We start from the raw sequence: 22,678 nt of genomic DNA, 5'->3' as shown, positions 1-22,678 counted from the left end.
CATGTCCATCCTGACCCGTCTGCTGACGCGACAGTTCCTGGGCCGCTGGCTCGGCGCCCTGCTGGCACTGACGATCCTGCTCCAGCTCCTCGATCTGCTGGACAACGCCACCGATGTCCTGGCGCGGGGCGGCGGCGGGCTCGGCATCCTGCGCTACACGCTTCTGCGGATGCCGAGTTCGGCCGAGCGGCTGATCCCGCTGGCCGCCCTGATCGCGGCCGTGCTGACCTTCTCGCGACTGGCTTCGGGCTCCGAGGCCGCATCGTTGCGGGCGCTGGGCGTCAGCGGGCACCGCATGGTGGCCTGCCTGCTTCCCGCCTGCTTCGTTGTTGCCGTGGCGCAGTTCGGCATGACCAACTTCCTGGTTCCCGCTACGCAGCGGAGCTACGCGAACTGGTGGGCCAGCTTGCCCAACGCGCCTGCGGAGGAAGCGACGCGGGTCTGGTTCCGCGCAGGGCCGGACGTGGCCTCGGCCGATCGCGTCCGCGACGGAGGCAGGCTGCTGGAAGGTGTCACCATCATCCGGCGCGACGCCTCGGGCCATACCCTGATGCGGCTCGATGCCGCGGCGGCGCGGCATGGAACGGAAGGCTGGCAGCTTCAGGACGTGCGGGAACGCGGCGCTGGGGATGCCGGTCCTGCTCTCCGCGGCAGCATGGCCTGGCCCGATGCTCCGACGCCGCGCAACCTGCTTGCGATCGCGCAGCCCATCGACGGTGTTTCGCTGCCGCAGCTCCGCCGCATCCTTGATGGCCAGGAAGAGGGGTGGCGCGGAACCAGCTTCTACCGCAGCCAGCTGCAGGAACGGGCGGCGGCGCTGCTGAGCGCACTGGTCATGGTGCTGCTGGCCTTCCCGGTTTCGCGGATCCTGCCGCGGCGGGGTGGGGGCGGCGTGAGTCTCGGCTTCGCTATCCTGGCAGGTCTGGCCTTCGTGGCGCTGGCTGGTGCAACGGGTGCGCTCGGGGAAGCAGGGCTGATCTCCCCTGCCCTTGCGGCCTGGACGGCACCGGTGCTGTTTGGCTGTCTGGGCTGCGTGCTGATGTTGCATCTGGAAGGTTGAGCCCGAGGACGTTAGATGCCGGCCCATGGACAGGCGCTGGCGACATAACGGATGCAGCTTCGATCTGGGGCGCATGACGCTTCCGGAGCCTCTGGTGACAGGGCGCGGGCAAGCTGGGATGCATGCCGATGCCCTGGCATTGCGTGAGCCTGTTCCCGGTGCGGCGGAGTGAGCACTCCGCAGCGGACCGACGACCTCGTCGTGGAGCGTGTTGAGGGCCACCGGGCGCTCGATCGCTTCATCCGTCTTCCCTTCGCCTTGCATGCCGGTGATCCGCAGTGGCGTCCGCCCCTGTTGACGGAACGCCGCGCGGCGCTGACGCCCGGGCGCAATCCGTATTTCCTGCATGCCGAGGCGGTCTACTGGATCGTGCGGCGAGGCGGCCGCGACGTGGGGCGCATCAGCGCACAGGTCGACCGGCTGGCTTCTCCCGCCATCGACGGTGGAAGGGCGGGCCATTTCGGCATGCTGGCCTGTGAGGACGATCCGGCGGCGATCGAGGCCCTGCTGCGGACGGCCGAGCGATGGCTGGCCGAGCGGGGCTGCAGCCGGGTGAGCGGACCGTTCAACCTCCAGATCAACGAGGAAATGGGCCTGCTCGTGGAGGGGTACGACACCCCGCCCATGCTGATGATGCCACACGACGCCCCGTATCTCGGCGGCGCGCTCGAGGCGCGGGGCTACGCGAAGGACAAGGACGTCTACGCCTATCTCTTGGACACCGCCGCCGAGTTGCCACAGGCCGCCCGCCGGATCCTGAGCCGCGGCCTGCCCGAAGGCGTCGTCCTGCGCTGCGGGGACCTGAAGAACTTCCGCGCCGAAGTCGAGCGCCTGGTCGACATCTTCAACGATGCATGGTCGGCGAACTGGGGTTTCACGCCGCTGACCCCGGAGGAGCTGGACCACATGGCCAAGCAGCTCCGCCCTCTGATCGACGCGCGGCTGATCTGGTTCGTCGAGCAGCAAGGCCAGGCGGTCGCGTTCCTAGTCTGCCTGCCGAACCTGAACGAGGCTGTCAGGGACCTCGACGGACGCCTGTTCCCGTTCGGCTGGGCGAAGCTGCTGTGGCGGCTCAAGATGGGGCGCATACGCACCGCGCGCGTTCCACTGATGGGCGTCCGGAAGTCCGCCGCCCAGGGCGTTGTCGGAGCGCTGATCCCCTTCGCCATGGTGAATGCCGTGCGCGACTCGGCGCGGGCCATCGGCTTTCGGACGGTCGAGCTTTCCTGGATCCTGGAAGACAATCTCCCGATGCGGCGCATGATCGAGGCCATGGGGGCCGATCGCTACAAGACCTACAGGATCTACGGGAAGGCCTTGCCGGCGTGACGGTCACGGCGCTGGTGCTGGCTGGCAGCCGGCTGGGGGAAGACGACCCCGTGGCGCGGTTCCGCGGGGTGGCCAACAAGGCGCTGGCGCCTGTGGCTGGCGTGCCGATGCTGGAGCGCGTGGTGACCTGCCTGGCCAGGACGCCGCGTATCGGGGGCATCGTGGTATCGGGCGCCGACCAGGCCGCGGTGACGGCTCTCCCGGCGCTCGCCGAGCTCGTGCAAGCGGGCAGGCTCACGGTGATGGCCTCGACCCCCTCACCTGCCATGAGCACGGCCGCTGCCTTTGACGCCTTTGGAAGCCCTCTGCTGGTCACCACGGCCGACCACGCGCTGCTGACCGTGGCAATGGTGGAGCACATGCTGGATGCGACACCGGATTGGGCGGACGCCTCTGCCGGCCTCGCCTCGTCGGAGGTCATCAAGGCGGCTTTCCCGCAGTCCAAGCGTACCTACCTGCGCTTCGCCGACGGCGCCTGGAGTGGCTGCAATCTCTTCTTTCTTCGTAGCAATGCTTCACGATCCGTGGTCGTTTACTGGCAGCGTCTTGAGGCGGAACGGAAGCATCCGCTGCGAATGCTTCGTTTGATCTCGCCCTGGCTTCTGATCAAGCAGCGCCTGGGCCTGTTGACCCTGCGAGCGGCGCTGGATGGCATCGGCCGCAGGACCGCGGCGAGGCTCGCCGTCGTGGAGATGCCGATGGCCGAGGCGGCAGTGGATGTGGACAAGGTCGATGACCTGCATCTGGCCGAGGAACTGATCACCCTTCGCCATTAGGCGACATAGTCTTATAGATGATAAAACTCCTTTCTCTGGTCAGAGTCTTCTAGAAGTTATCAGCCCTGTATTGAAGTATTCTCAGCCACGACTTCAAACAGTCCCGTTTTCAGTTGAAGCATCCTTCGGGAAGCGTCATCTTGCTTTGCAGCAAAGCCAGCCGGGATCAAACGATCCTCCAAAGCTTGGCCTTGGGTCTGCAGGATAGGGATCTGGTGATGAACACTCTGAACGAAGCCGGCAACGCCATGCTTCTCGCCCACGAAGGTCAGCGGCAGATTGCCGAGATGATCATCCGCGGCATCAAGACGTTCTTCAATCGCGTCCGCGTCGACGGCAACGCCGCTCCGGCCACTTCGCGCTAATCGAAGCAACGACGGTCGATCTGCGGCTACCACGACGGGTGGCCGCTCGCGATCGGAACGAAAGACGCCGGGCCAATTGCTCCGGGTCTTTTCAGCTCAGCATCTGCTGACGCGTGCGATGGTGGCGTGTTTTCACGCCACTCCGCTCACCGCCACTTGGCGGCCGTTTCTTCTGCCCGGGCCAGATCGGCGGGAAAGTCGACCTCGCTCCAGGTCAGCCCCTCGATCGACGTCATCCGCACCCGCCCTTCCGCGGCGAGTTCGCTGACGACGGACAGGTACCAACGCCGCAAACCATCGGGGCGGCGAAGAACCTCTTCCACACCCTCGGCGAAGGCAGCGAAGCCTTCCGCCTCGAAGCGCAGCAGCCCAATGGACTCAGCCTGGGTTTGCGCCGGGGTTAGGGTCTTGCCCACGGCCAGCACCCTGTCGCCATCCAGCGACACCTTCATGTCATCCTCATCATAGGCCGGCTTGCGGTCCACGGTGATGCGGATCTGTGCGGAGGGTGCGCTCAGGACGCGGCGCGCGATCTCAGGCTCGAACAGCGTGTCGCCATTGGCGATGACTCCGTTGCCGCGGAGAAGGTCCCGCACGACGAAGCAGCTGCCGAGATTGTCCGCCACCCCGAAGAAGGGGTTGAAGCGCGTTTCAACCGGCACCTTCAGCTCAGCGGACAGGCGCCTGGCCTCCTCCTCGACACGTGCGGCCTGGAAGCCGGTGACGACGTGGATGTGCTCGATGCCTGCCGCCGACAAGGCACGGACCTGCCATTCCAAGATGGTCCGTCCCGCGAAGGGAAGAAGGCATTTGGGCTTGTCGGCCGTCAAAGGCAGGAGGCGCTTGCCCTGCCCGGCGCTGAGGATGACTGCGTGCACCGGGGCTGTTTCGCCGCATGCGCGGGACGGCGCAAGGGTGGAGTCTGCCTAAAGAAAGCGCCCTGGCATGATCGAACCGCACGGCGTCGTCGCTGGCTGCCCTGACGCACTGGATGAGCGGCCCTGCGTGCCGGGTCTGTTTCTCAGCGGACGGTCTCTGTCGTGCGCTCGGCCCAGGCTGACACGGCTTGGCTGAGCGTCGCAGCCTCCCGAAGCGAGGTCGTGATGGTTTCCCCCGGGCCCTCGGCGCGTAGAGTGCTCAGCATCGTGCTGTCGGCCGGGGCGTGCCACAGGCCGATGATGACACGCGCCTCAGGCAGGCGACGCCGCAGCCGGCGGACGAAATGGCGCACGCTGGCGGCACTGCTTCCTTCCTCGAGAACCGACAGGCAGCAGAGGCGCACGACATCAGGATCAAGGCGCTCGAGGCTGGAGGTTTCCAGGATCGAGTTGCTTTCCGCCCGGGCGCCGAAGCCCTGCCGGCGGAAGATCTGCGCCGCCATCTCGGCCGTGAGATCATCGAACTGTCCCCGGCCCGCGATAAAGAGGACGGCGCCATCCGCCTGCCACGACGGCGCCATGCTGCCCGCTACTGGAACATCCTCTTCAGGATCGCCTGGCACGACCGGAGGATGGAAGAGCTCCGGCATCTCATCGAGGTCGTCCAGCAGGGCAACGATCTGGTGACGCAGGCTGTCGAGCCGCTCGGGTTCGAGAACCTCCCGTGCCCAGTCGCTCTGCGCCAGCACGAGGCCTCGCATCGCGACCTCGTCGTAATAGGTGGCCAGGGGCGCAAGGCGCATCTGCTGCTTCGCCTGGGCCACCAGCCCGTCGGCATCGCCTTCCAGCGCCCTCTGGTAGAAGGTTTCTTCCAGGCGCAGCGGGGGTCGGTCACCCAGCATCACATCGAGAAACTCAAGCCTCTCGACGTGGCGCCCCAGCACCACGAGGCAGACCGTCAGCGGCGTGGCCAGCAACAATCCGACCGGCCCCCACATGAAGGCCCAGAAGGTGGCAGCCAAGATGACCGAGATCGGCGAAAGGCCGGTGCTGTGGCTGTAAAGCAGGGGCTCCAGCGCCTGTCCCATCAACGGGGCGCTCAACAGAAACAGCGCCAGGACGTAGAGGGCCATGGACCAGCCGGGATCCACGGCCATCGCCAGCAGGATGGGCGGTATCACGGCGATCGGCGTGCCGACAAAGGGCACGAAACGCATGACGCCCGCCAAGATGCCCCAGAGCACGGGGGTCGGCAGACCGATGAGCCAGAGACCCGTGCCGATGAAGAGCCCGTAGCTGGCGTTCAGGGCGACCTGTGCCAGAAAGTAGCGGGACAGGCGGTAGGCCGCGTCATTCATCGCCGCCATGGTACGGTGGAGGTCCCGGCTGCCCGCGAGCCGTATCAGCCTGTCGCGCAGATCCTCGCGGTACAGGAGTACGAAGATGGTGAAGACGATCACGATGCCCGTGGTCGCCAGGGGCTTCAGGAGCGGTTCGGCCAGGCTGCGGGCGAGTTGCAGCGGGCTGGGCTCCTGCTGGAGCACGGCCCTGGCATAGGCATCCGCCCGTGCCGAGGACGCCGGAACCACCGTGGGTTCTGCCCCGCCACGGAGAAGCATGCCGATCTGCTGGGTCACCTCGTCCAGCCGCAGCATCCGGACCTTGCCCCGGATCGCCAACTGGTACTCGGGCAGGTTGCCGGCGAGAACGGTGGCCTGCCGGCTGACCGCCAGCCCGATCCCCAGCAACAGCGCGAAGGCGAGGACCACGGCCACCAGGACGGCCGGCGCGCGGGCGATATGCAGGCTGCGCAGCAGGCGAACCACCGGAGCCAGAACGAAGGCCAGCAGAACGGCCAGGACCAGGGGAACCAGAAGGTCCCGGCCAAAGTAGAGGCCGGTGATCACCAGGGCGCTGGCCATCAAGGTCACGAGCCCGGACGTCGCCACGGTTCCGCCCAGGCCCGGTCGACGCTTATCCAGGCTGGTCATCGACATGCTCTTGCCCCTCAGACCACCCACCGCGAGATGTCCGGTCGCATGGCTTTCCTGCAACGCGGCCCCGAAGAGGTGGTTGAAGCTTTCGCATGAAATCTCACCTTCGTCTCATCCCTCAGGAAGGTGTAGAGACTTTGTTCCACCTTCCGAGTAGGGCAGACGCAGGGGTATCGGGTCATTGCCCTGCCCCCGATCGTAGCGCCACCGGCGACAAGCAAGGACACCGTGACCAAAATTCTGCTGGTTGAGGACCACGAGGAACTCTGGGATTCCTTGTCACGGCGGCTGGTGCGTCGTGGCTTCCACGTGGTCATGGCGCATGACGGGCAGGACGGTATTGCGCGTGCGCGCGCGGAAAAGCCGGACGTCATCCTCCTCGACATGAATCTGCCGATCGTGGACGGCTGGACCGTTGCCCGCACGCTGAAGGGCGAGGGGGAGCCCACCCGGCGGATCCCCATCATCGCTCTTACGGCTCACGCCATGTCCGGCGACCGCGAGAAGGTCTTGGCGGCGGGGTGCAACGACTATCATCCGAAGCCGGTCGACTTTCCCCAACTCCTAGAACAGATCGACGACGCCCTTCTGAACGGCGAAGAGGACAGCTGAGGGTTTGCCGGTACTTCGCGTCACTCGCTCATGGGGCCCGAACAGGCCCTGAAGCGCTGAGCTGGCAGGCTCAGCCCTGTACCGCGGTGGCCGGTCTCGCTACCAGGAGCTCGATCTGCTCGACCAGCTGCGGGAAATCGACCGGCTTCGGATGATAGCCGTCGCAACCCGCGGCGAGGACCTTTTCCTTATCCCCGGCCATGGCATGCGCCGTGAGCGCTATGATGGGCACCTGGGATGTCGATGGGTGCTGTTTCATCATCCCGGCAACCGTCCAGCCATCGAGCACCGGAAGGTTCATGTCGAGCAGGACAATGTCGAAGGACTCGGCGCGTGACTTGTCCACCGCTTCCTGTCCCTGGGTCGCCAGTCCAACCTCGTAGCCGCGGCGTCTGAGACGTCGCGACAGGAAATCCCAGATTTCCTCGTGGTCTTCCACGAGCAGAATACGGATCATCGGAAGTCTTTCGTCACGGTCAGCCTGTTCGCGCGATCAGCAAACCAACTGCGCAACAGCGACCCTTTCCATACCGCAGGCTAGCACCTTTGCCTCACGACGTGACGCGAGCCAAACGAGAAAAGACGGTGTTCTTCGGCTGCGTTTCGGCCCCGCGTGCCGGAACCCTTCCAGGCGAAACAGCGTGCAGCCATTTCGATGGTCACGACGACAACAGCGTCTGCCGGCACCATCCAATTTTGAGGTGGGAAAGTAATGGTGGGCGCACTAGGGCTCGAACCTAGGACCCGCTGATTAAGAGTCAGCTGCTCTACCAACTGAGCTATGCGCCCACACCGTCGGTGCGGTGGCGCCTATTTATCGCCTCCAGCCGCAGGGTCAACCCCCCTGCCGACCTATTCCTTCGCGGAGGTGAATTCCACGTCCCGGTGGACCCAGGCACTGGCCAGCAGGCCGAAGCCGAGCATGGCGGTGATCATGGCGGACCCGCCGTGGCTGATCAGGGGCAACGGCACGCCGCCGACGGGGATCGAGCCTGTGACCATGGCGATGTTGACGAAGACGTAGAGGAAGAAGTTGGTGGCCAGGCCGACACCGACCAGTCGGCCGTACTGGTGCCGGCAGCGTATGGCCACCAGGAAGGCGAAGGCCACCACGAGGGCGAGCAGCGCCAGGGTGCCGATGGCACCCACGAAGCCAAACTCCTCCGCGATCATGGTGAAGATGAAGTCGGTCTGCTTTTCCGGCAGGAAGTTGAGGTGGCCCTGCGTGCCCTGGAGGAAGCCCTTGCCCCACATGCCGCCCGAGCCCAGGGCGATCTTGCTCTGGATGATGTTGTAGCCGGCACCGAGCGGATCACTTTCCGGATCAAGGAAGGTGGTGATCCGGGCCCGCTGATAATCATGGAGGTGGTCGTAGGCGATGGGGGCCGCCACCGCGACCGCCCCGAACAGGAGGCCGAACTTCCACCACCGAACACCCACGGACCAGAAGATGGCAGCACCGATGGCACCGGTGATCAGGGCGGTGCCCAGGTTGGGCTGCTTCAGGATGAGCCCCATGGGTACCAGGACGGCGATGGCGGGCGGGAGAAGAAAGAAGAGGTTCCCGACCTTCTCCCAGGTCGCCTTCTGGAACCACGACGCCAGTGCGAGCACCAGGAGGATCTTCATCAGCTCGGAAGGCTGCAACTGGACCGGACCCAGTTCCACCCAGCGCTGCGCCCCCTTGCCGACCTGACCGTGCACCATGACCAGCACCAGCAGGGCCAGGCCGACCGCGTAGCCCAACCAGGACAGCCGGGCGATGAGGCGGATGTCGATCAGCGCGATCCCCACCATCATCACCAGCCCGAAGCCGAACCGGAGGGCATGTTTCGTGGCGTAGGCGTCGGGATTGCCGCCACCCGCCGAATAAAGGGCGACGTAGCCGACGGTGGCCATGGCGCAGAGCATCAGAACAAAGAGCCATGGCACCGACCAGAGCTTTTCCAGGACGCCGAAGCTCTTCTCGACGCGTAGGAGGCGTCTTTCGTAGAGACCGGACATCGCGCTCAGCGGGCTCCCTGCGGGGCATTCGCGTCGGCAACACGGGCACCCGGGGCTGCCGGAGCACGTCGGAAACGATCAATCGTGTCCATCATGATGTCTTTGGCCAGTGGCGCCGCCGCGGTCGCACCGGCTGCGCCGTGCTCCACTACGACGGCGACCGCGTAGCGAGGATCCTCGTAGGGCGCGAAGGCCACGAAGAGGGCGTGGGGACGCCATTCCCTCGGAACATTCTCGACCCTGAAGCCGCGTTCGCGCTGCTCGCGGCTGACGCGGCGCACCTGGACGCTTCCGGTCTTGCCGGCCAGGACCCCGTAGCTGGCCGGCATACGACCCGGCAGGCCAGTTCCCCGCTCCTCGTTGACCACCGCGTACATGCCTTCCCGCATCAGCCGGAGATCGCGGTCAGGGATGTTGAGCGACGGCCAGTCTTCCGCCTTGGTTCCACGAATGCTCCGCCCACCGATCATCTGCGTCAGATGCGGCTGCACCGCCCTACCCGTCGCCAGGCGCGCGGCCATCGTGGCGAGCGATAGTGGGGTAAGCTGGTAGAAGCCCTGGCCGATGCCATGCACGATGGTGTCGCCCAGGTTCCATGGCTTGCCCTGCTTCAGACGCCATTCCCGCGTCGGAACGAAGCCGCTGCGTGTGCCGGGAAGCTCGATGTCCAGGTCGACACCCAGCCCGAACCGCTTTGCCATGGCGGCGATCCTGTCGATGCCCATGCGACGGGCCATCTCGTAGAAGTAGACGTCGCAGGAGTACTTCAGGGCGTTGCGCATGTTGAGCATGCCATGCCCGCCACGGGACCAGCAGTGAAAGCGCGTGTCACCGATGTCGAGGTGACCCGGGCAATTCACCCGATCCTCGGGCGTGACAACCTTGGCGTCGAGGGCGGCGAGACCGACCACCATCTTGAAGGTCGAACCAGGAGCGTAGAGGCCGTTGGTCACCTTGTTGATCAGCGGGGTGGAACGCTTGCTGGTCCATTCCTTCCACTGTGCCGCCGAAACGCCCGAGTCGAAGAGCTGCGGGTCAAAGGAAGGCTGGCTCGCCATGGCCAGCACCTCTCCGGTCTTGGCATCGAGCACCACCGCGCAGGTGCTCTCGTCGCAGCGGCCGCGGACCGTGCGCTGGAGTTCGGCGTCGATGCTGATCTGGACGTCCTGACCTGGCGTTCCTTCGCGCCGGTCGAGTTCACGAATGATGCGGCCCACGACGTTGACCTCCAGGCGCTGCGAGCCGGCCTTTCCGCGCAGCAGCTGGTCGTGGAAGCGCTCCACCCCGGCCCGGCCGATCCGCACGCCGGGGAGTTCCAGCAATGGATCCTTGCCGATGTCGCGTTCCGCGGGCGGAGCGACGTAGCCCACGACATGCGCGAGGTGCTCATGCTCGGGGTAATCGCGCGTTGTGCCGACGTCGACGCTGATGCCCGGCAGATCAGGGGCATTGAGTTCGAGCCGTGACATCTCGTCCCAGGTCAGGAACTCACGGACCACCACGGGAATGAAGCGACGCCGGCGGCGCACCTCACGCTCGACGCGGGCGCGCTCGTGGTCCTGCAGGGGCAGGATATGGGAGAAGGTGTCCAGGACGGCCGGGATGTCACCCGCGGATTCCGCCACCAGCAGAGCGCGCCAGTTCAGCCGGTTGGCGGCAACGATCCGCCCGGTTCGATCCATGATGCGCCCACGGGGTGGGGCGAGCAGGCGTGCCGAGATGCGGTTCTCCTCGGCGAGCGTGGCGTAGCGATCGCCTTCCTCCACCTGCAGCCGGTGCAGGCGGTAGGCGAGGAAGCTGAGCCCACCGATCTGCAGGCCGGCGAGCACGAGCGCCCTGCGCGTGAAGACGGAGCGACGGCGCTCCTCTTCTCCTCGTCGGCTCATGCGAAGCTCCTCATGCCAGTGCCTCGGCGTGCTGAATGGCCTCGTGCACCCGCGTCAGCAGAGCCGCCACCAGAGGGTAGAGGCCACAGGCCAGGCCGGCCTCGATCAGCGCGAAGGAGATGGGAACCACGTGCCAGTTGAGGAGCATCTCCAGGATGTAGGTGAGCAGGCAAAGCGACAAAGCGATGAGGCAGAAAGCCAGCCATACCAGCAGGAAGGATTGCTTCACCAGGATGTGGCGCAGGCGCAGCGCCGTGCCGTGGGCCAGCAGCAGGATCAGGACACCCTGCCCCAGTGGCGAGAAGCTCAGGAGGTCCTGCAGGAGGCCCAGAAGGAACACGGCTGGGGCCGGAACGCCGGCCGGCCTGAAGAGCGACCAGAAGAAGGTACAGCACAGCATCAGGCTGGGCCCGAAGGGAGGCAGGTTGGTGGGAGCGGCCAGCAGCAGGAGAGCCACCGCGGCGCTGGCAATCGGGAAAGCACTCCGCGCCAGTGCATCGAGCCGCTTGAGGAGACCTGGCGCAGGATCCGGCTGACCCTGACCTTTCCTCAGGAGCATGGATGGGCCGCTTCGAAGCTGCGTCGCATCTCACCGGCGCCCTTCGGGGCGGGTGACAGCCTCCGGAGGCAGGATGCCCGCCAACCCGAAGTCAAAGATGCGAAGCATGTCGAGACGATCCAGGTGGGCATAGAGTTCCACCTCGGGCACCCCCGTGTCCTCGGACCAGTGAACGACGCCGACCGGAAGACCGGCCGGGAAGCTCGCGGCCTCCGCCCCGGTCACCACCCGCTCACCTTCCTTGGGCGGCATGCCCTCGGGCCAGTGCTGCAGACGAGGCCGATCGTTGTTGCTACCCACCATCATGGCGCGGGAGCGCGAGCCTTCCAGCACCACCGGTATGCGGCTGTTGATGTCGGTGACCAGCAGAACGCGTGCCGACCGCTCCCCGACCTCGGTGACGCGTCCGGCGAGCCCTCTGCCGTCCAGGGCCACCTGCCCCTTTCGCAGCTGGAGGTTCGGCCCCGTGGCGAGCAGAACCGCGCGCGCGTAGATGCCGCCGGCATCGGCCACCACCCTGACGGTGTGGAAGGACGAGGTGGAGGTCGAAACATAGGAGAGCTGCCGCCGGAGGAGGGTGTTCTCGGCATCCAGGGACAGCGCCGTGGCCTCCCAATGCCGAAGCTTCTCGTTCTCCTCACGCAGCTGCGCATTCTCGGAACGCAGCCACCACAGATTGCGCAGATCGCCGGCGGTGTCCCGCACGAAGCTCACCGGCTGGGCGATGGCGGCGTAGAAGGGCGCGAGAGCATCCGAAAGCGAAATCCGCGCGCGGTTCACCAGGACCGCATCCGCCTTGCCCAGGAGCATGAGGCCAAACGCCGCGGCAATCAGCACAGGCAAGGTGAGCCGCGCCAGGGCCTGACGAAGCGGTATGCTCAGTCGGATCATTCACGCGTGTCCCAGCAGGGGCTCATCGCGGCCCCCGCGATCAAGAGCTCTTAATACATCGATGACAGCACGTGGCGAAGCCGCTTCATTTCCTCAAGAGCCCGCCCGGTGCCGAGCGCCACGCAGGACAAGGGCTCCTCTGCCACCGAGACCGGCAGACCCGTAGCGTCCCGCAGAACCTGATCGAGGCGGTTGAGCAGCGCACCCCCGCCGGTCAGCACGATGCCCTTGTCGACGATGTCGGCGGCGAGCTCGGGAGGGGTGTTTTCCAGGGCGACCTTCACCGCCTCCACGATGGCCGTGACCGGCTCACTCAGGCTCTCGGAGATCTGCCGCTGGCTGACCCAGACCTCGCGCGGAACGCCGTTCATCAGGTCGCGCCCCTTGACCTCGGTCACCGGCCCCTCCTCGCCGTACTCGGGCAGCGAGGCAGCACCAATCTCCATCTTGATGCGCTCGGCGCTGCTTTCGCCGATCAGCAGGTTGAACTGACGGCGGATGTAGCTGATCACCGCCTCGTCCATCTTGTCGCCGCCGACCCTGACCGAACGTGCGTAAACGATGCCGCCCAGCGAGATCACGGCCACTTCCGTGGTGCCGCCGCCGATATCCACGACCATGGAGCCCGAGGGCTCGGTCACCGGCAGGCCCGCACCGATCGCGGCGGCCATGGGCTCCTCGATCAGCAGCACCTTGCGCGCGCCGGCACTCTCGGCGCTTTCCTGGATCGCGCGGCGCTCCACCGCGGTTGAACCGGACGGCACGCAGATCACGATCATCGGCGAGGCGAAGGAGCGCCGGTTGTGAACCTTGCGGATGAAATGCTTGATCATCTCTTCCGCGACTTCAAAATCCGCGATCACGCCGTCTCGCATCGGGCGGATCGCCGCGATGTTGCCCGGGGTGCGGCCAAGCATCTGCTTGGCTTCCTCGCCAACGGCCAGGACCTGCTTCCGGCCACGAATGTCGGCGATGGCCACGACGGACGGCTCGTTCAGAACAATGCCGCGACCCTTCACGTAGACGAGGGTGTTTGCCGTCCCGAGATCGATGGCCATGTCGGCCGAAAGGAAGCCGAACATGCGGGAAAACATGCGCTTACGCCTCGTGAAGGGAGAAAAGGGAGGTGTGCCCAGGAACAGGGCGGGTCTGACTAGCCCCTGGTGGCCTCAGGCTCAAGTCCCGATCAACGGCCGGCAACCAAGTTGTTCCACTCTGCGTTACCCGACGGCAGAGGCTCCAAAAATCGAGCTTCCGAGTGAACATGTCATTTTGGAGAGGATCGAATGCGCAAGTCCAGTCTCGCCCTTCTGGCCATTGCTGGTCTCAGCCTGGGTGCTTGTGGCTACAGCACCGGTGACCGTGCGGTGTCGGGTGGTCTGCTGGGTGCGGGTGCGGGTGCAGGCGTGAGTGCTCTGACGGGTGGCAATGTTGGTACGGGCGCCCTGATCGGCGGTGCTGCCGGTGCCGCGGGTGGCGCTCTGACCAGTGGCCGCGACGTGAACTTGGGTCGCCCCGTCTGGCGTTGATCACTAGGACCTAGTCCTGATGAGAAGGGCACCTCCGCAAGGAGGTGCCCTTCTTGTTTGCGCAGGTCTCAGGCCGCGGTGGAGTCCGCCCCGGCCATGTCCGCCGGCGCGGTGCGCTCCCGCTTGATCAGGAGCTTGTTCAGGGCATGCACGTAGGCCTTCGCCGAGGCGACGATCGTGTCCGTGTCGAAGCCCTGACCGTCGACGAGCTTGCCGGCTTCTTCCAGCCTGACCGTGACGCGGGCCTGCGCGTCGGTTCCGCCGGTCACGGATTGCACCGCGTACAGACGCAGTCCGGCCTCATGCGGGAAGACCTGCCGGATGGCGTTGAAGGTCGCATCCACGGCGCCGTCGCCGACGGCCATGCCCTCCCTCTCCTCGCCGTCGATCTCGGCCTTCATGGTGGCCATCGGACGCGTGTGCAGGCCGGTTGCGACCGTGAGCGCCACCAGACGGAGCCGGTCACTGCCGCGCAGGATCTGGTCATCGACCAGCGCAACGATGTCCTCGTCGTAGACGACCTTCTTGCGGTCGGCAATTTCCTTGAAGCGCGCGAAGGCATCGTTGAGCTGGTTGTCGCCCACCTCGTAGCCCAGCGCCTTCAGCTTGTCGCGGAAGGCGGCGCGGCCCGAATGCTTGCCCATAACCAGCGAGGACGTGGTCCAGCCGACGCTTTCCGGCGTCATGATCTCGTAGGTGCCACGATCCTTCAGCATGCCATCCTGGTGGATGCCGGACTCATGGGCGAAGGCGTTGCGCCCGACGATGGCCTTGTTAGGCTGCACGTCGAAGCCGGTGATCGTCGCCAGCAGGCGCGAGGTGCGAAGAATGTTCTTGGTGACGATCTCGGTCTTGTAGCCCAACGCTTCCTGGCGCGTGCGCAGCGCCATGGCGACCTCTTCCAGGCTCGCGTTGCCAGCCCGCTCTCCGATGCCGTTGATGGTGCATTCGACCTGTCGTGCACCGGCCTTCAGTGCCGACAAGGTGTTCGCGACAGCCAGACCCAGATCGTTGTGGTTGTGCGTCGAGAAGATGACGCCATCCGCGCCGGGAACACGCTCCCGCAACATGGCGAAGATCCGCGTCATGTCTTCCGGCAGGGCGTAGCCCACGGTGTCGGGGATGTTGATGGTGGTCGCACCGGCCTTGATCGCCGTTTCCACGCAGCGGCACAGGAAATCCGGCTCCGTCCGGCTTCCGTCCTCGGCCGACCATTCGACATCGGCGGTATGCTGGCGCGCCAGGGTGACCGAATTGGCCACCGCTTCCAGAACCTGCTCCGGCGTCATGCGCAGCTTGACGCTCATGTGCAGCGGAGAGGTCGAGATGAAGGTATGGATGCGGGGCCGGGCCGCTTCCTTCACGGCCTCGGCTGCCCGCAGGATGTCCTTCGGTGCGGAGCGCGACAGGCCGCAGACCACCGGGCCTGACTTGCTGAAGCGCCGCGCGATGGACTGGACGCTCTCGAAGTCGCCCGGGCTCGCGATCGGGAAGCCGGCCTCCAGCACGTCGGCCCCCAGGTCGGAAAGGGCTTCGGCCATCCGCAGCTTTTCCTCCAGGTTCATGGAGAAGCCAGGCGACTGCTCACCATCCCGCAGGGTGGTGTCGAAGATGATGACCCGGTCATCGGACAGGGTACCGAAAGAAGGATGCTGAATCGTCATGATGTGGTGGCTCTTACTGGATGGAGGGTCGTTTGCCCTTCTGCCTCAGCAAGGTGAGGACAAGGGCAAGGTCTCGGTCCCCCTGAGCGTGGCCTCGACGGCCTGGATTACGCCCAGGGGCCAGTAAGTCGGAGGAGAAGCAGGCGCGCGTCGGCAAGGCTGAAAACAGCCGCAGCCTTCGCAGAAAGGGCGCCCGGAAATGCCATCGGGTGGATGGTTACCACCAGGGAATGCGGACGGCAAGCGATGCTCCGTCACCCTTCTGCCCCACCAGACTGCCCTAGTGCTGACGCCAAGGCATGGCTAAAGGCGCATCCGAGAGGCCGTGGGCGTGAAGCTGGCCTTTCCTGTTCAACCTTGCTGAACGCCCAGAGCATTAGCTTGGCTGAAGAAGTAGACCGGACGTCGGGAGCCGCATGGAACAGTTGAAGGGGGAAAGGCAGCGTCGGGATTCACGGCCTGAGGAAGCCACGACCTCAGGCGCATCGCTGGATGCGGGTACTCCTGCACCGGTCCTTCCGGCGCCGTCGGTGCAGGTCGAGGAAGCTGCCCCGTTCCTCCCCGCGCCTGCGGTGGGAGAGGTCTTGCCGTCCCGCTGGTCCCTGCGCCTCGCGGCCGCGAGACCGTGGCTCCTGGGTGGCCTCGCGGGTGCCCTGGTCGTGCTTGTTCTCCTGTCGCTCCGCAGCCTTTCCTCGGAACTCGACTACGACGCGGTGGAAACTGCCGTCAGCACCACGCGATGGCATGTCCTGGCCGGCGCCGTACTGGCGACTGTGGTCAGCTACAGCGCAATGATCGGTTACGACTACACGGCCTTGCGCTACGTCGGCGCCAGCGGAGCGGTGCCCTTCCGGATCGTTGCTCTCGCCTCCTTCACTGGCTTCGCCCTCAGCAACACGGTGGGAGTCGGGGCTTTCACCGGCGGTGCCGTCCGCTGGAGGATCTATACGGCGGCCGGCCTCAAGCCGTCGCAGGTGGCCCGGATCATCGGCTTCATCACGGTCGCCTTCGGGCTCGGCGTGGTCGCCGTCGGCATCATCGGCATCCTCGCAGGGGGACGGTGGGTCGGAGCCTGGCTCGGGATCCCGGGCTTCGTCTTACGCTGGGGCGCGGGGGCTGCCGTGCTCGCACTTCTGGGTTTCCTGGCGCTCTGCGGCCTCCGGCGCAACGTGTCGCTGGGTCAGTTTACCTTCCGTCTGCCATCGGCGCGACTCACCCTCGCGCAGTTCCTGATTTCGCTGGCCGATGTTGGCGCCTCGGCGACGGTGCTGTGGCTTCTGCTGCCCAACGGTGCGGCGCCGCTTTCCACCTTTCTGCCGATCTACGCCATCGCTGTCGCCGTGGCGCTGGTGAGCCATCTGCCGGGTGGCGTCGGTGTTTTTGAGGCGATCATCCTGCTGGCCTTCCGGGACGCCCCGGTGCCGCTCGATCAGGTCGCTGCCGGCCTGCTGCTGTACCGTGCCATCTACTACGCAGCCCCCCTGGCGCTTGCCGTGCTGCTGCTGGTGGCGCCAGAGGCGCGGCGGGGCGCCACCGTCGCCGGACAGTCCCGGGCGGCCCGCGCGGCTTCGCGACTGGCACCGCGGTTCCTGGGTGCCCTGGCCTTTATGGCGGGCGCCGTTCTGTTGCTGGGCGGCGTCGCGCCGAGCGGCGACGAGGGACCGGGACTTCTCGCCCCTGTTCTGCCGGCACCCCTCTTCGAGGCTTCGCACCTCCTGTCCAGCGTCGGCGGGTTCCTGCTGCTGCTCGTCGCGGAACGACTGGTGCATCGGCTCGATGCGGCCTGGTGGGCCAGCCTGCTATGCGCTGTCGGAGGCATCATCCTCTCGGTGGCTCGCGGAGGAAGCCTCCTGGCGATCCTGGCCTTGGCGCTGCTCCTGATCGCACTGCTCGCGACGCGCCATCGCTTCGACCGCCGCGCCGCCCTGCTCGCTCAGCCCTTGCGGCCGGGATGGCTGCTGGCGGTGGGGTGCGTCGTGGCCGCTACGGTCTGGCTCCTGTTCTTCGCCAACCGTGACGTGCCCTACAGCAATGAACTCTGGTGGCGCTTCGAGTTCGATGAGGACGCGCCGCGCGGATTGCGCGTCACGCTGGCTGCGGCGCTCGGCCTAGGGGCATTCGGCCTGTGGAGCCTGACCCGGACGGCCCGCAGCAAGCCGCGACTGCCCAGTTCCGAGGAGTTGCGCCTCGCGGCCGAGATCGCCAACCATCACGACAGGGCTGACGCACAGCTCGTGCGGATGGGGGACAAGGCCCTGCTCTTCTCCGCGCGTCAGGATGCCTTTGTCATGTACGGGCAGCGTGGGCGGTCCTGGATCGCCCTGTTCGACCCGATCGGCCCGCGGGCACAGTGGAGCGACCTTGTCTGGCGCTTCGTGGAACTCGCCGATGCGCAGGGTGGCAGGGCTGCCTTCTACCAAGTTCGCGCCGACAGCCTGCCATTCTACCTCGATGCTGGATTCCGTCCGGTGAAGCTTGGGGAAGCCGCCCGGGTGCCGCTGGCCCAGTTCGATCTCAAGGGTCGCTCCAGGTCGAACCTCCGCAACGCGGTCAATCGCGCTGAGCGCGAGGGGATGGTTTTCACCGTTGTTCCCGCGGCTGACGTTCCCTCCATCCTGCCGGAGCTTCGGCAAGTCTCCGACGCCTGGCTCACCTCCCAGGCAGCACGGGAAAAGGCGTTCTCGATCGGAGCCTTCGAGGCGAGCTACGTTTCCGCCCAACCCGTCGCCGTGGTTCGGGATCGCGACGGGCGTCTCCTCGCCTTCGCGACGCTGTCGGAAACACCAGGGAGCAAGGCGGAAGCGTCCGTCGACCTCATGAGGCACGTGTCGGATGCGCCTGCCGGCACCATGGACTTCCTGTTCATCCGCCTTCTGCTGAGAGCCAAGGAACAAGGCTACGTGCATTTCGACCTGGGGATGGCGCCCCTGTCAGGTCTGGCGGCGCACCGGCTGGCGCCTGCCTGGCACAAGCTCGGCGACATGGTGTTCCGGCGTGGCAGTCGCTTCTACAACTTCAAAGGGCTGCGCGCCTTCAAGGAGAAGTTCGATCCGGTCTGGGAGCCCCGCTACCTTTGCGCCAGCGGCGGCCTCGATCCCTGGGTCGTGCTGGCCGACGTTGCGGCCCTGCAGGCAGGCGGTCTTCGCGGCGTGGTAGGGAAATGATGAAAGATTTGTTCGCGCGTCGTCGGGTTTGCTCGTGAACCGACGCATCCTGCTTCTTGCCAGTCTCGGGTGCACCCTCGTTCCGCAGCGTGCGCATACGCCTGAACCGAACAGTCCGGCGCCTTACCTGGTGGAACTTCCGGTCTCACGGCCCCTGAACGATACCTTCGTGATCATTCTTTCAGGGGATGGAGGCTGGCAGGATCTCGATCGCACCATCGGCAACATCCTGCAGGCCCGTGGCATCCCGGTACTGGGCTGGGACTGCCTTGAGTACTTCTGGCGCCATCGCAGCGTCGAGGATGTTGCGCAGGACGTCACGGCGGCCATCGAGGCTTACGCGGCCAGGTGGCGGACGCCACGCGTCGCCCTGGTGGGTTATTCCTTCGGCGCTGACGTTCTTCCGTCAGCCTACAACCGCCTCCCGCCCAGCACCCGCGCCCGAGTGCGGCTGATTTCGTGCCTCGCGATGTCACGCGACGCCGACTACGAGATCACGGCGTCCGGCTTCGTGGGACTTGGCGGGTCGGACGAGATTGCCATCGAGCCTGAGTTGAGTTCCGTCAACCAAGACATCTTCCAATGCTTCTACGGGCGCGATGAGGCTGACGAAACCGGCTGCACGCTTCTGGACGCGAAACGTGCCCAGATCATCGAGACGGCGGGCGGGCACCACTTCGACGAAAATTATGAAGCCCTGGCGGAACGCATCATGGAGCGGATACGGTAACGGTACGCCGCCCTCCCCGGACCGCACTGTCGCGACCTGCACGCGGTTGAGCCCGTGAGCAGGTGCGCCGGAACAAGCCTCATCGAGAGCGGGGCGTCAGCCGGGTGGATGTTCCTGCCACCAGTGACGCGCGATATCTGCCCTGCGGCACACCCACACGTCCGAACAACTGACAACATGATCCAGGAAGCGAGCCAGGGCTGCCGCCCTGCCCGGCCGCCCCACCAGCCTGCAATGCAGACCCACCGTCATCATGCGCGGCGTCGCGCGCCCTTCGTCACGGAGGAAGTCGAGGGAGTCGCGAAGATAGGTCGTGAAAGCATCAGTCCCACCGAACCCGGGAGGAACCGAGAACTTCATGTCATTGTTGTCGAAGGTATACGGCAGGATGAGGTGGGGTTTACCGGCGACCTCGACGTAGTGCGGCAGGTCATCGTCGTACGCATCGGAGTCGTAGAGGAACCCCCCATGTTCCGCGACGAGGCGCCGGGTGTTGGGGCTGATGCGCCCGGTGTACCAGCCCACCGGCGGCACGCCGACCGTCTTGGTCACGGCCTCAACATTCTGGGCGATGTGTTCGCGTTCGGTGGTCTCATCCACCTCAGCATAGTTGATCCAGCGTTGCCCGTGGCACGCCACCTCATGCCCGGCATCGGCGAAGGCCTTGCCGACGTCAGGGTTGAGTTCCAGGGCCCGGCCGACGCCGTAAACAGTCAGGGGCAGGCCGCGCTCCTTGAAGAGGCGCAGGATACGCCAGACCCCCACACGGGCGCCGTAGTCGAACTGGCTTTCCGTCGTCTCGTCACGCCGACCCTGCCGGGCAGAACCGCCGGGGATCTCATGCAGGTAGGCTTCGGAGATGCTGTCACCGTTCAACACGGTGTTCTCGCCGCCTTCCTCGTAGTTAAGGACGAACGACAGCGCGAGCCTCGCTCCGTTAGGCCACCGCGGATCGGGAGGATTGGCACCGTAGCCGATGAAGTTGCGCGGGTAGGCACTCTCCTGGGCCATCATCCCAACCGGAGCGGGTTTGGTCATGGCGTCAGCGCGTGCTGCGGAAGGTGGTGCCGGCGGCACCGCCGAGATAGAGGCCGCTCGACGCCTCATCACGGGCGGCCTGACAGGCCGTGAGCCCGAGGGCCACCAGCAGCAGGCAACCGAGTACCTTCCCCCTCATCTTACGCCCCAGCCAGATCGTTGAGGTGACAGGCGCTGCGATGCCCAGGGGCCACCGTCTTCAACATCGGCCGCTCAACCCGGCAGCGATCGAAGGCGTGCGGGCAGCGGGGATGAAAGTGGCAGCCGGGCGGCGGGTTGAGCGGGGACGGGATCTCACCCTTGACGGTCACGAAGTTCTTCTTGCGCGCCTCGATCCGGGGGACGGAGGCGAGAAGCGACTGGGTGTAAGGATGATTGGGCCGCGCGAAGACTTCCTCGGACGGCGCCTCCTCGACCACGCGGCCGAGGTACATGATCACCACCCGGTTGCTGAGGTGCTCCACGACGCCGAGGTCGTGCGAGATGAAAAGGTAGGTCAGGTCCAGTTCGCGCCGCAGCCGCATGAACAGGTTCAGCACCTGCGCCTGGATCGAAACGTCCAGCGCGGCGACGGATTCGTCGCAAACGAGGAACTCCGGCTGCACGGCCAGGGCACGGGCAATTCCGATGCGCTGGCGCTGTCCGCCGGAGAACTGGTGCGGGTAGCGGCGCTTGAAGGTCGGATCGAGGCCGGCACGCCGCATCTGCTCGTCGACGTAGTTCTCGAGGTCGCCTCGCTTGGCGAGGCCGTGAACCAACGGCGCCTCACCGATGATCTCGTTGACCCTGAGTCGCGGATTGAGCGACGACATGGGATCTTGGAAGATCATCTGAGCACGAAGCTTGGCTTCACGCGCTTCCTTGCCGCTCAGCTGCGATCTGCTGCGCCCGTGCCACAGGATCTCACCGTCGCTCGGGGGCAGGATGCCAGCCACCATGCGCCCGAGCGTCGACTTGCCGCAGCCCGACTCACCGACAAGCCCGACCACCTCCCCCTTCCGGACGGTGAGGTCGACGCCGTCGACGGCATGCACGACTTCCTCGCGCATCGGGGCGCCGAGACGCTTCGCGATCTTGCCGGCAAAATCCAGCTTCTTGCTGAAGCGACGGGACACGCCCTTCGCCTCGATGATGGGAATGCCGGTGAGTTCGGGCACGATTGTCTCCGGCCGGTCGAGCGTCATGCTCATGCCGCGGCCTCCGTCGCTTCGGTATGGGGAAAGAAGCAGCGCGCCCATCGGCCGGGCAGCTTCTCATCCAGGAGCGGGAACTCCTGGCACTTCGGCTGAGCACGCGGGCAGCGGGCGCGGAACGCGCAGCCAGGGGGCAGGTGCAGGACGTTGGGCGACATGCCCGGGATCTGGCGGAGCGGCTCCCCTCGCCTGTTGCGGCTCGGAACCGACCCGAGCAGCCCCACGGTGTAGGGATGCAGGGGATGGTCGAGCGCCTCGCTGACGTCGCCGTATTCCACGACGCGCCCCGCGTACATGACGGCGAGGTCGTCGGCGAGGCCCGCCACCACGGACAGATCGTGGGTGATCCAGATCAGCGAGGTGCCGGTCGTCGTGGCGAGCTTCTGAACCTCTGCCAGGATCTGTCCCTGGATCGTCACGTCCAGCGCGGTGGTCGGCTCATCCGCCACGATCAGGTCAGGGCGGTGCAGCAGGGCAATGGCGATGGCCACGCGCTGCCGCATTCCGCCGGAAAACTGGTGCGGGTAAGCCTTCAGGCGCTCATCCGGGCTGGGGATCCCCACCATTCCCAGCGTGTCGCGCGCGCGCTGTCGGGCTTCTTCGCGGGAAACCTTCTCGTGCGCCAGCACGGTCTCGATCATCTGGGTGTCGATGCGCAGAACCGGATTCAGCGTCATCATCGGATCCTGGAAGATCATGGCGATCCGGCTGCCGCGCAGCTGCCGCATCTCCTCTTCCGGCACCGTCGCCAGGTCACGACCCTGGAAGAGGATCTGGCCACCCACCAGCCGGCCCGGCGAGTCGACTAGCCGCATGATGGAGAAGCCGGTGACCGTCTTGCCGGAGCCGGACTCTCCGACCAAGCCGAGAACCTTGCCGCGACCGACCGTGAAGGACACGCCGTCGACAGCCTTCACCACACCGGCGCGGGTGAAGAAATGCGTCTGGAGGTCACGCACCTCCAGCGTCGGAGCCGCGCTCGTGGCAGCAACTTTCACGGCGGCGC

Annotated in this window: 20 protein-coding genes and 1 tRNA gene; 8 read left to right on the top strand and 13 right to left on the bottom strand. The window is 66.0% G+C overall.

Annotated features, from left to right (window positions below; genetic code table 11):
* Window position 1 precedes the first annotated feature (1 nt).
* The 4 genes from ACFFGY_RS07185 to ACFFGY_RS07170 all read left to right on the top strand — a co-directional run bounded on the left by ACFFGY_RS07185 (window position 2) and on the right by ACFFGY_RS07170 (window position 3,530).
* The gene (locus tag ACFFGY_RS07185; RefSeq protein WP_377043766.1) at window positions 2-1,060 is read left to right on the top strand and encodes an LptF/LptG family permease; all 1,059 of its coding nucleotides are present in this window, start codon (window positions 2-4) and stop codon (window positions 1,058-1,060) included.
* A gap of 168 nt (window positions 1,061-1,228) precedes the next feature.
* On the top strand, window positions 1,229-2,389 hold the full coding sequence (locus tag ACFFGY_RS07180) for a GNAT family N-acetyltransferase (RefSeq protein ID WP_377043765.1): 1,161 nt from the start codon (window positions 1,229-1,231) through the stop codon (window positions 2,387-2,389).
* The gene (locus ACFFGY_RS07175) at window positions 2,386-3,165 is read left to right on the top strand and encodes an NTP transferase domain-containing protein (protein ID WP_377043764.1); all 780 of its coding nucleotides are present in this window, start codon (window positions 2,386-2,388) and stop codon (window positions 3,163-3,165) included. The genes ACFFGY_RS07180 and ACFFGY_RS07175 overlap by 4 nt, the downstream gene beginning before the upstream one ends.
* Window positions 3,166-3,383: 218 nt before the next feature.
* Window positions 3,384-3,530 carry a hypothetical protein gene (locus ACFFGY_RS07170; RefSeq protein WP_377043763.1) on the top strand — a complete coding sequence of 49 codons (147 nt, stop codon included), beginning with the start codon at window positions 3,384-3,386 and terminating at the stop codon, window positions 3,528-3,530.
* 146 nt (window positions 3,531-3,676) lie between these two features.
* Here the strand turns inward: ACFFGY_RS07170 and ACFFGY_RS07165 are convergent, their stop codons facing one another.
* Window positions 3,677-4,408, bottom strand: coding sequence for a phosphocholine cytidylyltransferase family protein (locus tag ACFFGY_RS07165; RefSeq protein ID WP_377043762.1), 732 nt, complete (start codon window positions 4,406-4,408; stop codon window positions 3,677-3,679).
* Between the two features lie 143 nt (window positions 4,409-4,551).
* A complete protein-coding gene (locus ACFFGY_RS07160) occupies window positions 4,552-6,399 on the bottom strand; it encodes an AI-2E family transporter (protein WP_377043761.1) in 1,848 nt (615 codons plus the stop codon).
* A gap of 231 nt (window positions 6,400-6,630) precedes the next feature.
* Between ACFFGY_RS07160 and ACFFGY_RS07155 the strand changes: the two genes are divergently transcribed.
* A complete protein-coding gene (locus ACFFGY_RS07155) occupies window positions 6,631-7,014 on the top strand; it encodes a response regulator (protein WP_377043760.1) in 384 nt (127 codons plus the stop codon).
* 70 nt (window positions 7,015-7,084) lie between these two features.
* Here the strand turns inward: ACFFGY_RS07155 and ACFFGY_RS07150 are convergent, their stop codons facing one another.
* The 7 genes from ACFFGY_RS07150 to ACFFGY_RS07120 all read right to left on the bottom strand — a co-directional run bounded on the left by ACFFGY_RS07150 (window position 7,085) and on the right by ACFFGY_RS07120 (window position 13,448).
* The gene (locus tag ACFFGY_RS07150; protein WP_377043759.1) at window positions 7,085-7,471 is read right to left on the bottom strand and encodes a response regulator; all 387 of its coding nucleotides are present in this window, start codon (window positions 7,469-7,471) and stop codon (window positions 7,085-7,087) included.
* A gap of 256 nt (window positions 7,472-7,727) precedes the next feature.
* Window positions 7,728-7,803 (bottom strand) — tRNA-Lys (locus ACFFGY_RS07145).
* A 63-nt stretch (window positions 7,804-7,866) separates the two neighbouring features.
* The gene (gene rodA, locus ACFFGY_RS07140) at window positions 7,867-9,018 is read right to left on the bottom strand and encodes a rod shape-determining protein RodA (RefSeq protein WP_377043758.1); all 1,152 of its coding nucleotides are present in this window, start codon (window positions 9,016-9,018) and stop codon (window positions 7,867-7,869) included.
* A gap of 5 nt (window positions 9,019-9,023) precedes the next feature.
* Complete coding sequence (mrdA, locus tag ACFFGY_RS07135; RefSeq protein WP_377043757.1) at window positions 9,024-10,904, bottom strand: penicillin-binding protein 2; 1,881 nt, start codon at window positions 10,902-10,904, stop codon at window positions 9,024-9,026.
* Between the two features lie 10 nt (window positions 10,905-10,914).
* Window positions 10,915-11,463, bottom strand: a complete 549-nt coding sequence (gene mreD / locus ACFFGY_RS07130; RefSeq protein WP_377043756.1) for a rod shape-determining protein MreD — start codon at window positions 11,461-11,463, stop codon at window positions 10,915-10,917.
* Between the two features lie 30 nt (window positions 11,464-11,493).
* A complete protein-coding gene (gene mreC, locus ACFFGY_RS07125) occupies window positions 11,494-12,354 on the bottom strand; it encodes a rod shape-determining protein MreC (RefSeq protein WP_377043755.1) in 861 nt (286 codons plus the stop codon).
* Between the two features lie 50 nt (window positions 12,355-12,404).
* Window positions 12,405-13,448 (bottom strand): rod shape-determining protein, encoded by a 1,044-nt coding sequence (locus tag ACFFGY_RS07120; protein ID WP_377043754.1) that lies wholly within the window; start codon window positions 13,446-13,448, stop codon window positions 12,405-12,407.
* A 192-nt stretch (window positions 13,449-13,640) separates the two neighbouring features.
* On the opposite strand from ACFFGY_RS07120, the gene ACFFGY_RS07115 reads away from it, so the two are divergent.
* Window positions 13,641-13,883, top strand: a complete 243-nt coding sequence (locus ACFFGY_RS07115; RefSeq protein WP_377043753.1) for a hypothetical protein — start codon at window positions 13,641-13,643, stop codon at window positions 13,881-13,883.
* Between the two features lie 68 nt (window positions 13,884-13,951).
* Here ACFFGY_RS07115 and ACFFGY_RS07110 read toward each other — a convergent pair whose 3' ends face one another.
* Window positions 13,952-15,547 (bottom strand): 2-isopropylmalate synthase, encoded by a 1,596-nt coding sequence (locus ACFFGY_RS07110; RefSeq protein ID WP_377043752.1) that lies wholly within the window; start codon window positions 15,545-15,547, stop codon window positions 13,952-13,954.
* A gap of 416 nt (window positions 15,548-15,963) precedes the next feature.
* Here ACFFGY_RS07110 and mprF point away from each other — a divergent pair, with 416 nt between their 5' ends.
* Complete coding sequence (gene mprF, locus ACFFGY_RS07105; protein WP_377043751.1) at window positions 15,964-18,711, top strand: bifunctional lysylphosphatidylglycerol flippase/synthetase MprF; 2,748 nt, start codon at window positions 15,964-15,966, stop codon at window positions 18,709-18,711.
* Window positions 18,712-18,745: 34 nt separating this feature from the next.
* Window positions 18,746-19,441, top strand: a complete 696-nt coding sequence (locus ACFFGY_RS07100; protein WP_377043750.1) for a virulence factor family protein — start codon at window positions 18,746-18,748, stop codon at window positions 19,439-19,441.
* Window positions 19,442-19,537: 96 nt separating this feature from the next.
* Here the strand turns inward: ACFFGY_RS07100 and puuE are convergent, their stop codons facing one another.
* The 3 genes from puuE to ACFFGY_RS07085 form a co-directional block, all read right to left on the bottom strand.
* The gene (gene puuE / locus ACFFGY_RS07095; RefSeq protein WP_377043749.1) at window positions 19,538-20,479 is read right to left on the bottom strand and encodes an allantoinase PuuE; all 942 of its coding nucleotides are present in this window, start codon (window positions 20,477-20,479) and stop codon (window positions 19,538-19,540) included.
* A gap of 140 nt (window positions 20,480-20,619) precedes the next feature.
* Window positions 20,620-21,669, bottom strand: coding sequence for an ABC transporter ATP-binding protein (locus ACFFGY_RS07090; RefSeq protein ID WP_377044032.1), 1,050 nt, complete (start codon window positions 21,667-21,669; stop codon window positions 20,620-20,622).
* The gene (locus ACFFGY_RS07085; protein ID WP_377043748.1) at window positions 21,666-22,670 is read right to left on the bottom strand and encodes an ABC transporter ATP-binding protein; all 1,005 of its coding nucleotides are present in this window, start codon (window positions 22,668-22,670) and stop codon (window positions 21,666-21,668) included. The genes ACFFGY_RS07090 and ACFFGY_RS07085 overlap by 4 nt, the downstream gene beginning before the upstream one ends.
* Window positions 22,671-22,678 lie beyond the last annotated feature (8 nt).

The sequence above is a fragment of the Roseomonas elaeocarpi genome, from assembly GCF_042433915.1.
GTDB classification, from domain to species: Bacteria; Pseudomonadota; Alphaproteobacteria; order Acetobacterales; family Acetobacteraceae; genus Roseomonas; species Roseomonas elaeocarpi.
This window is presented reverse-complemented; position numbering and strand designations above follow the sequence as displayed.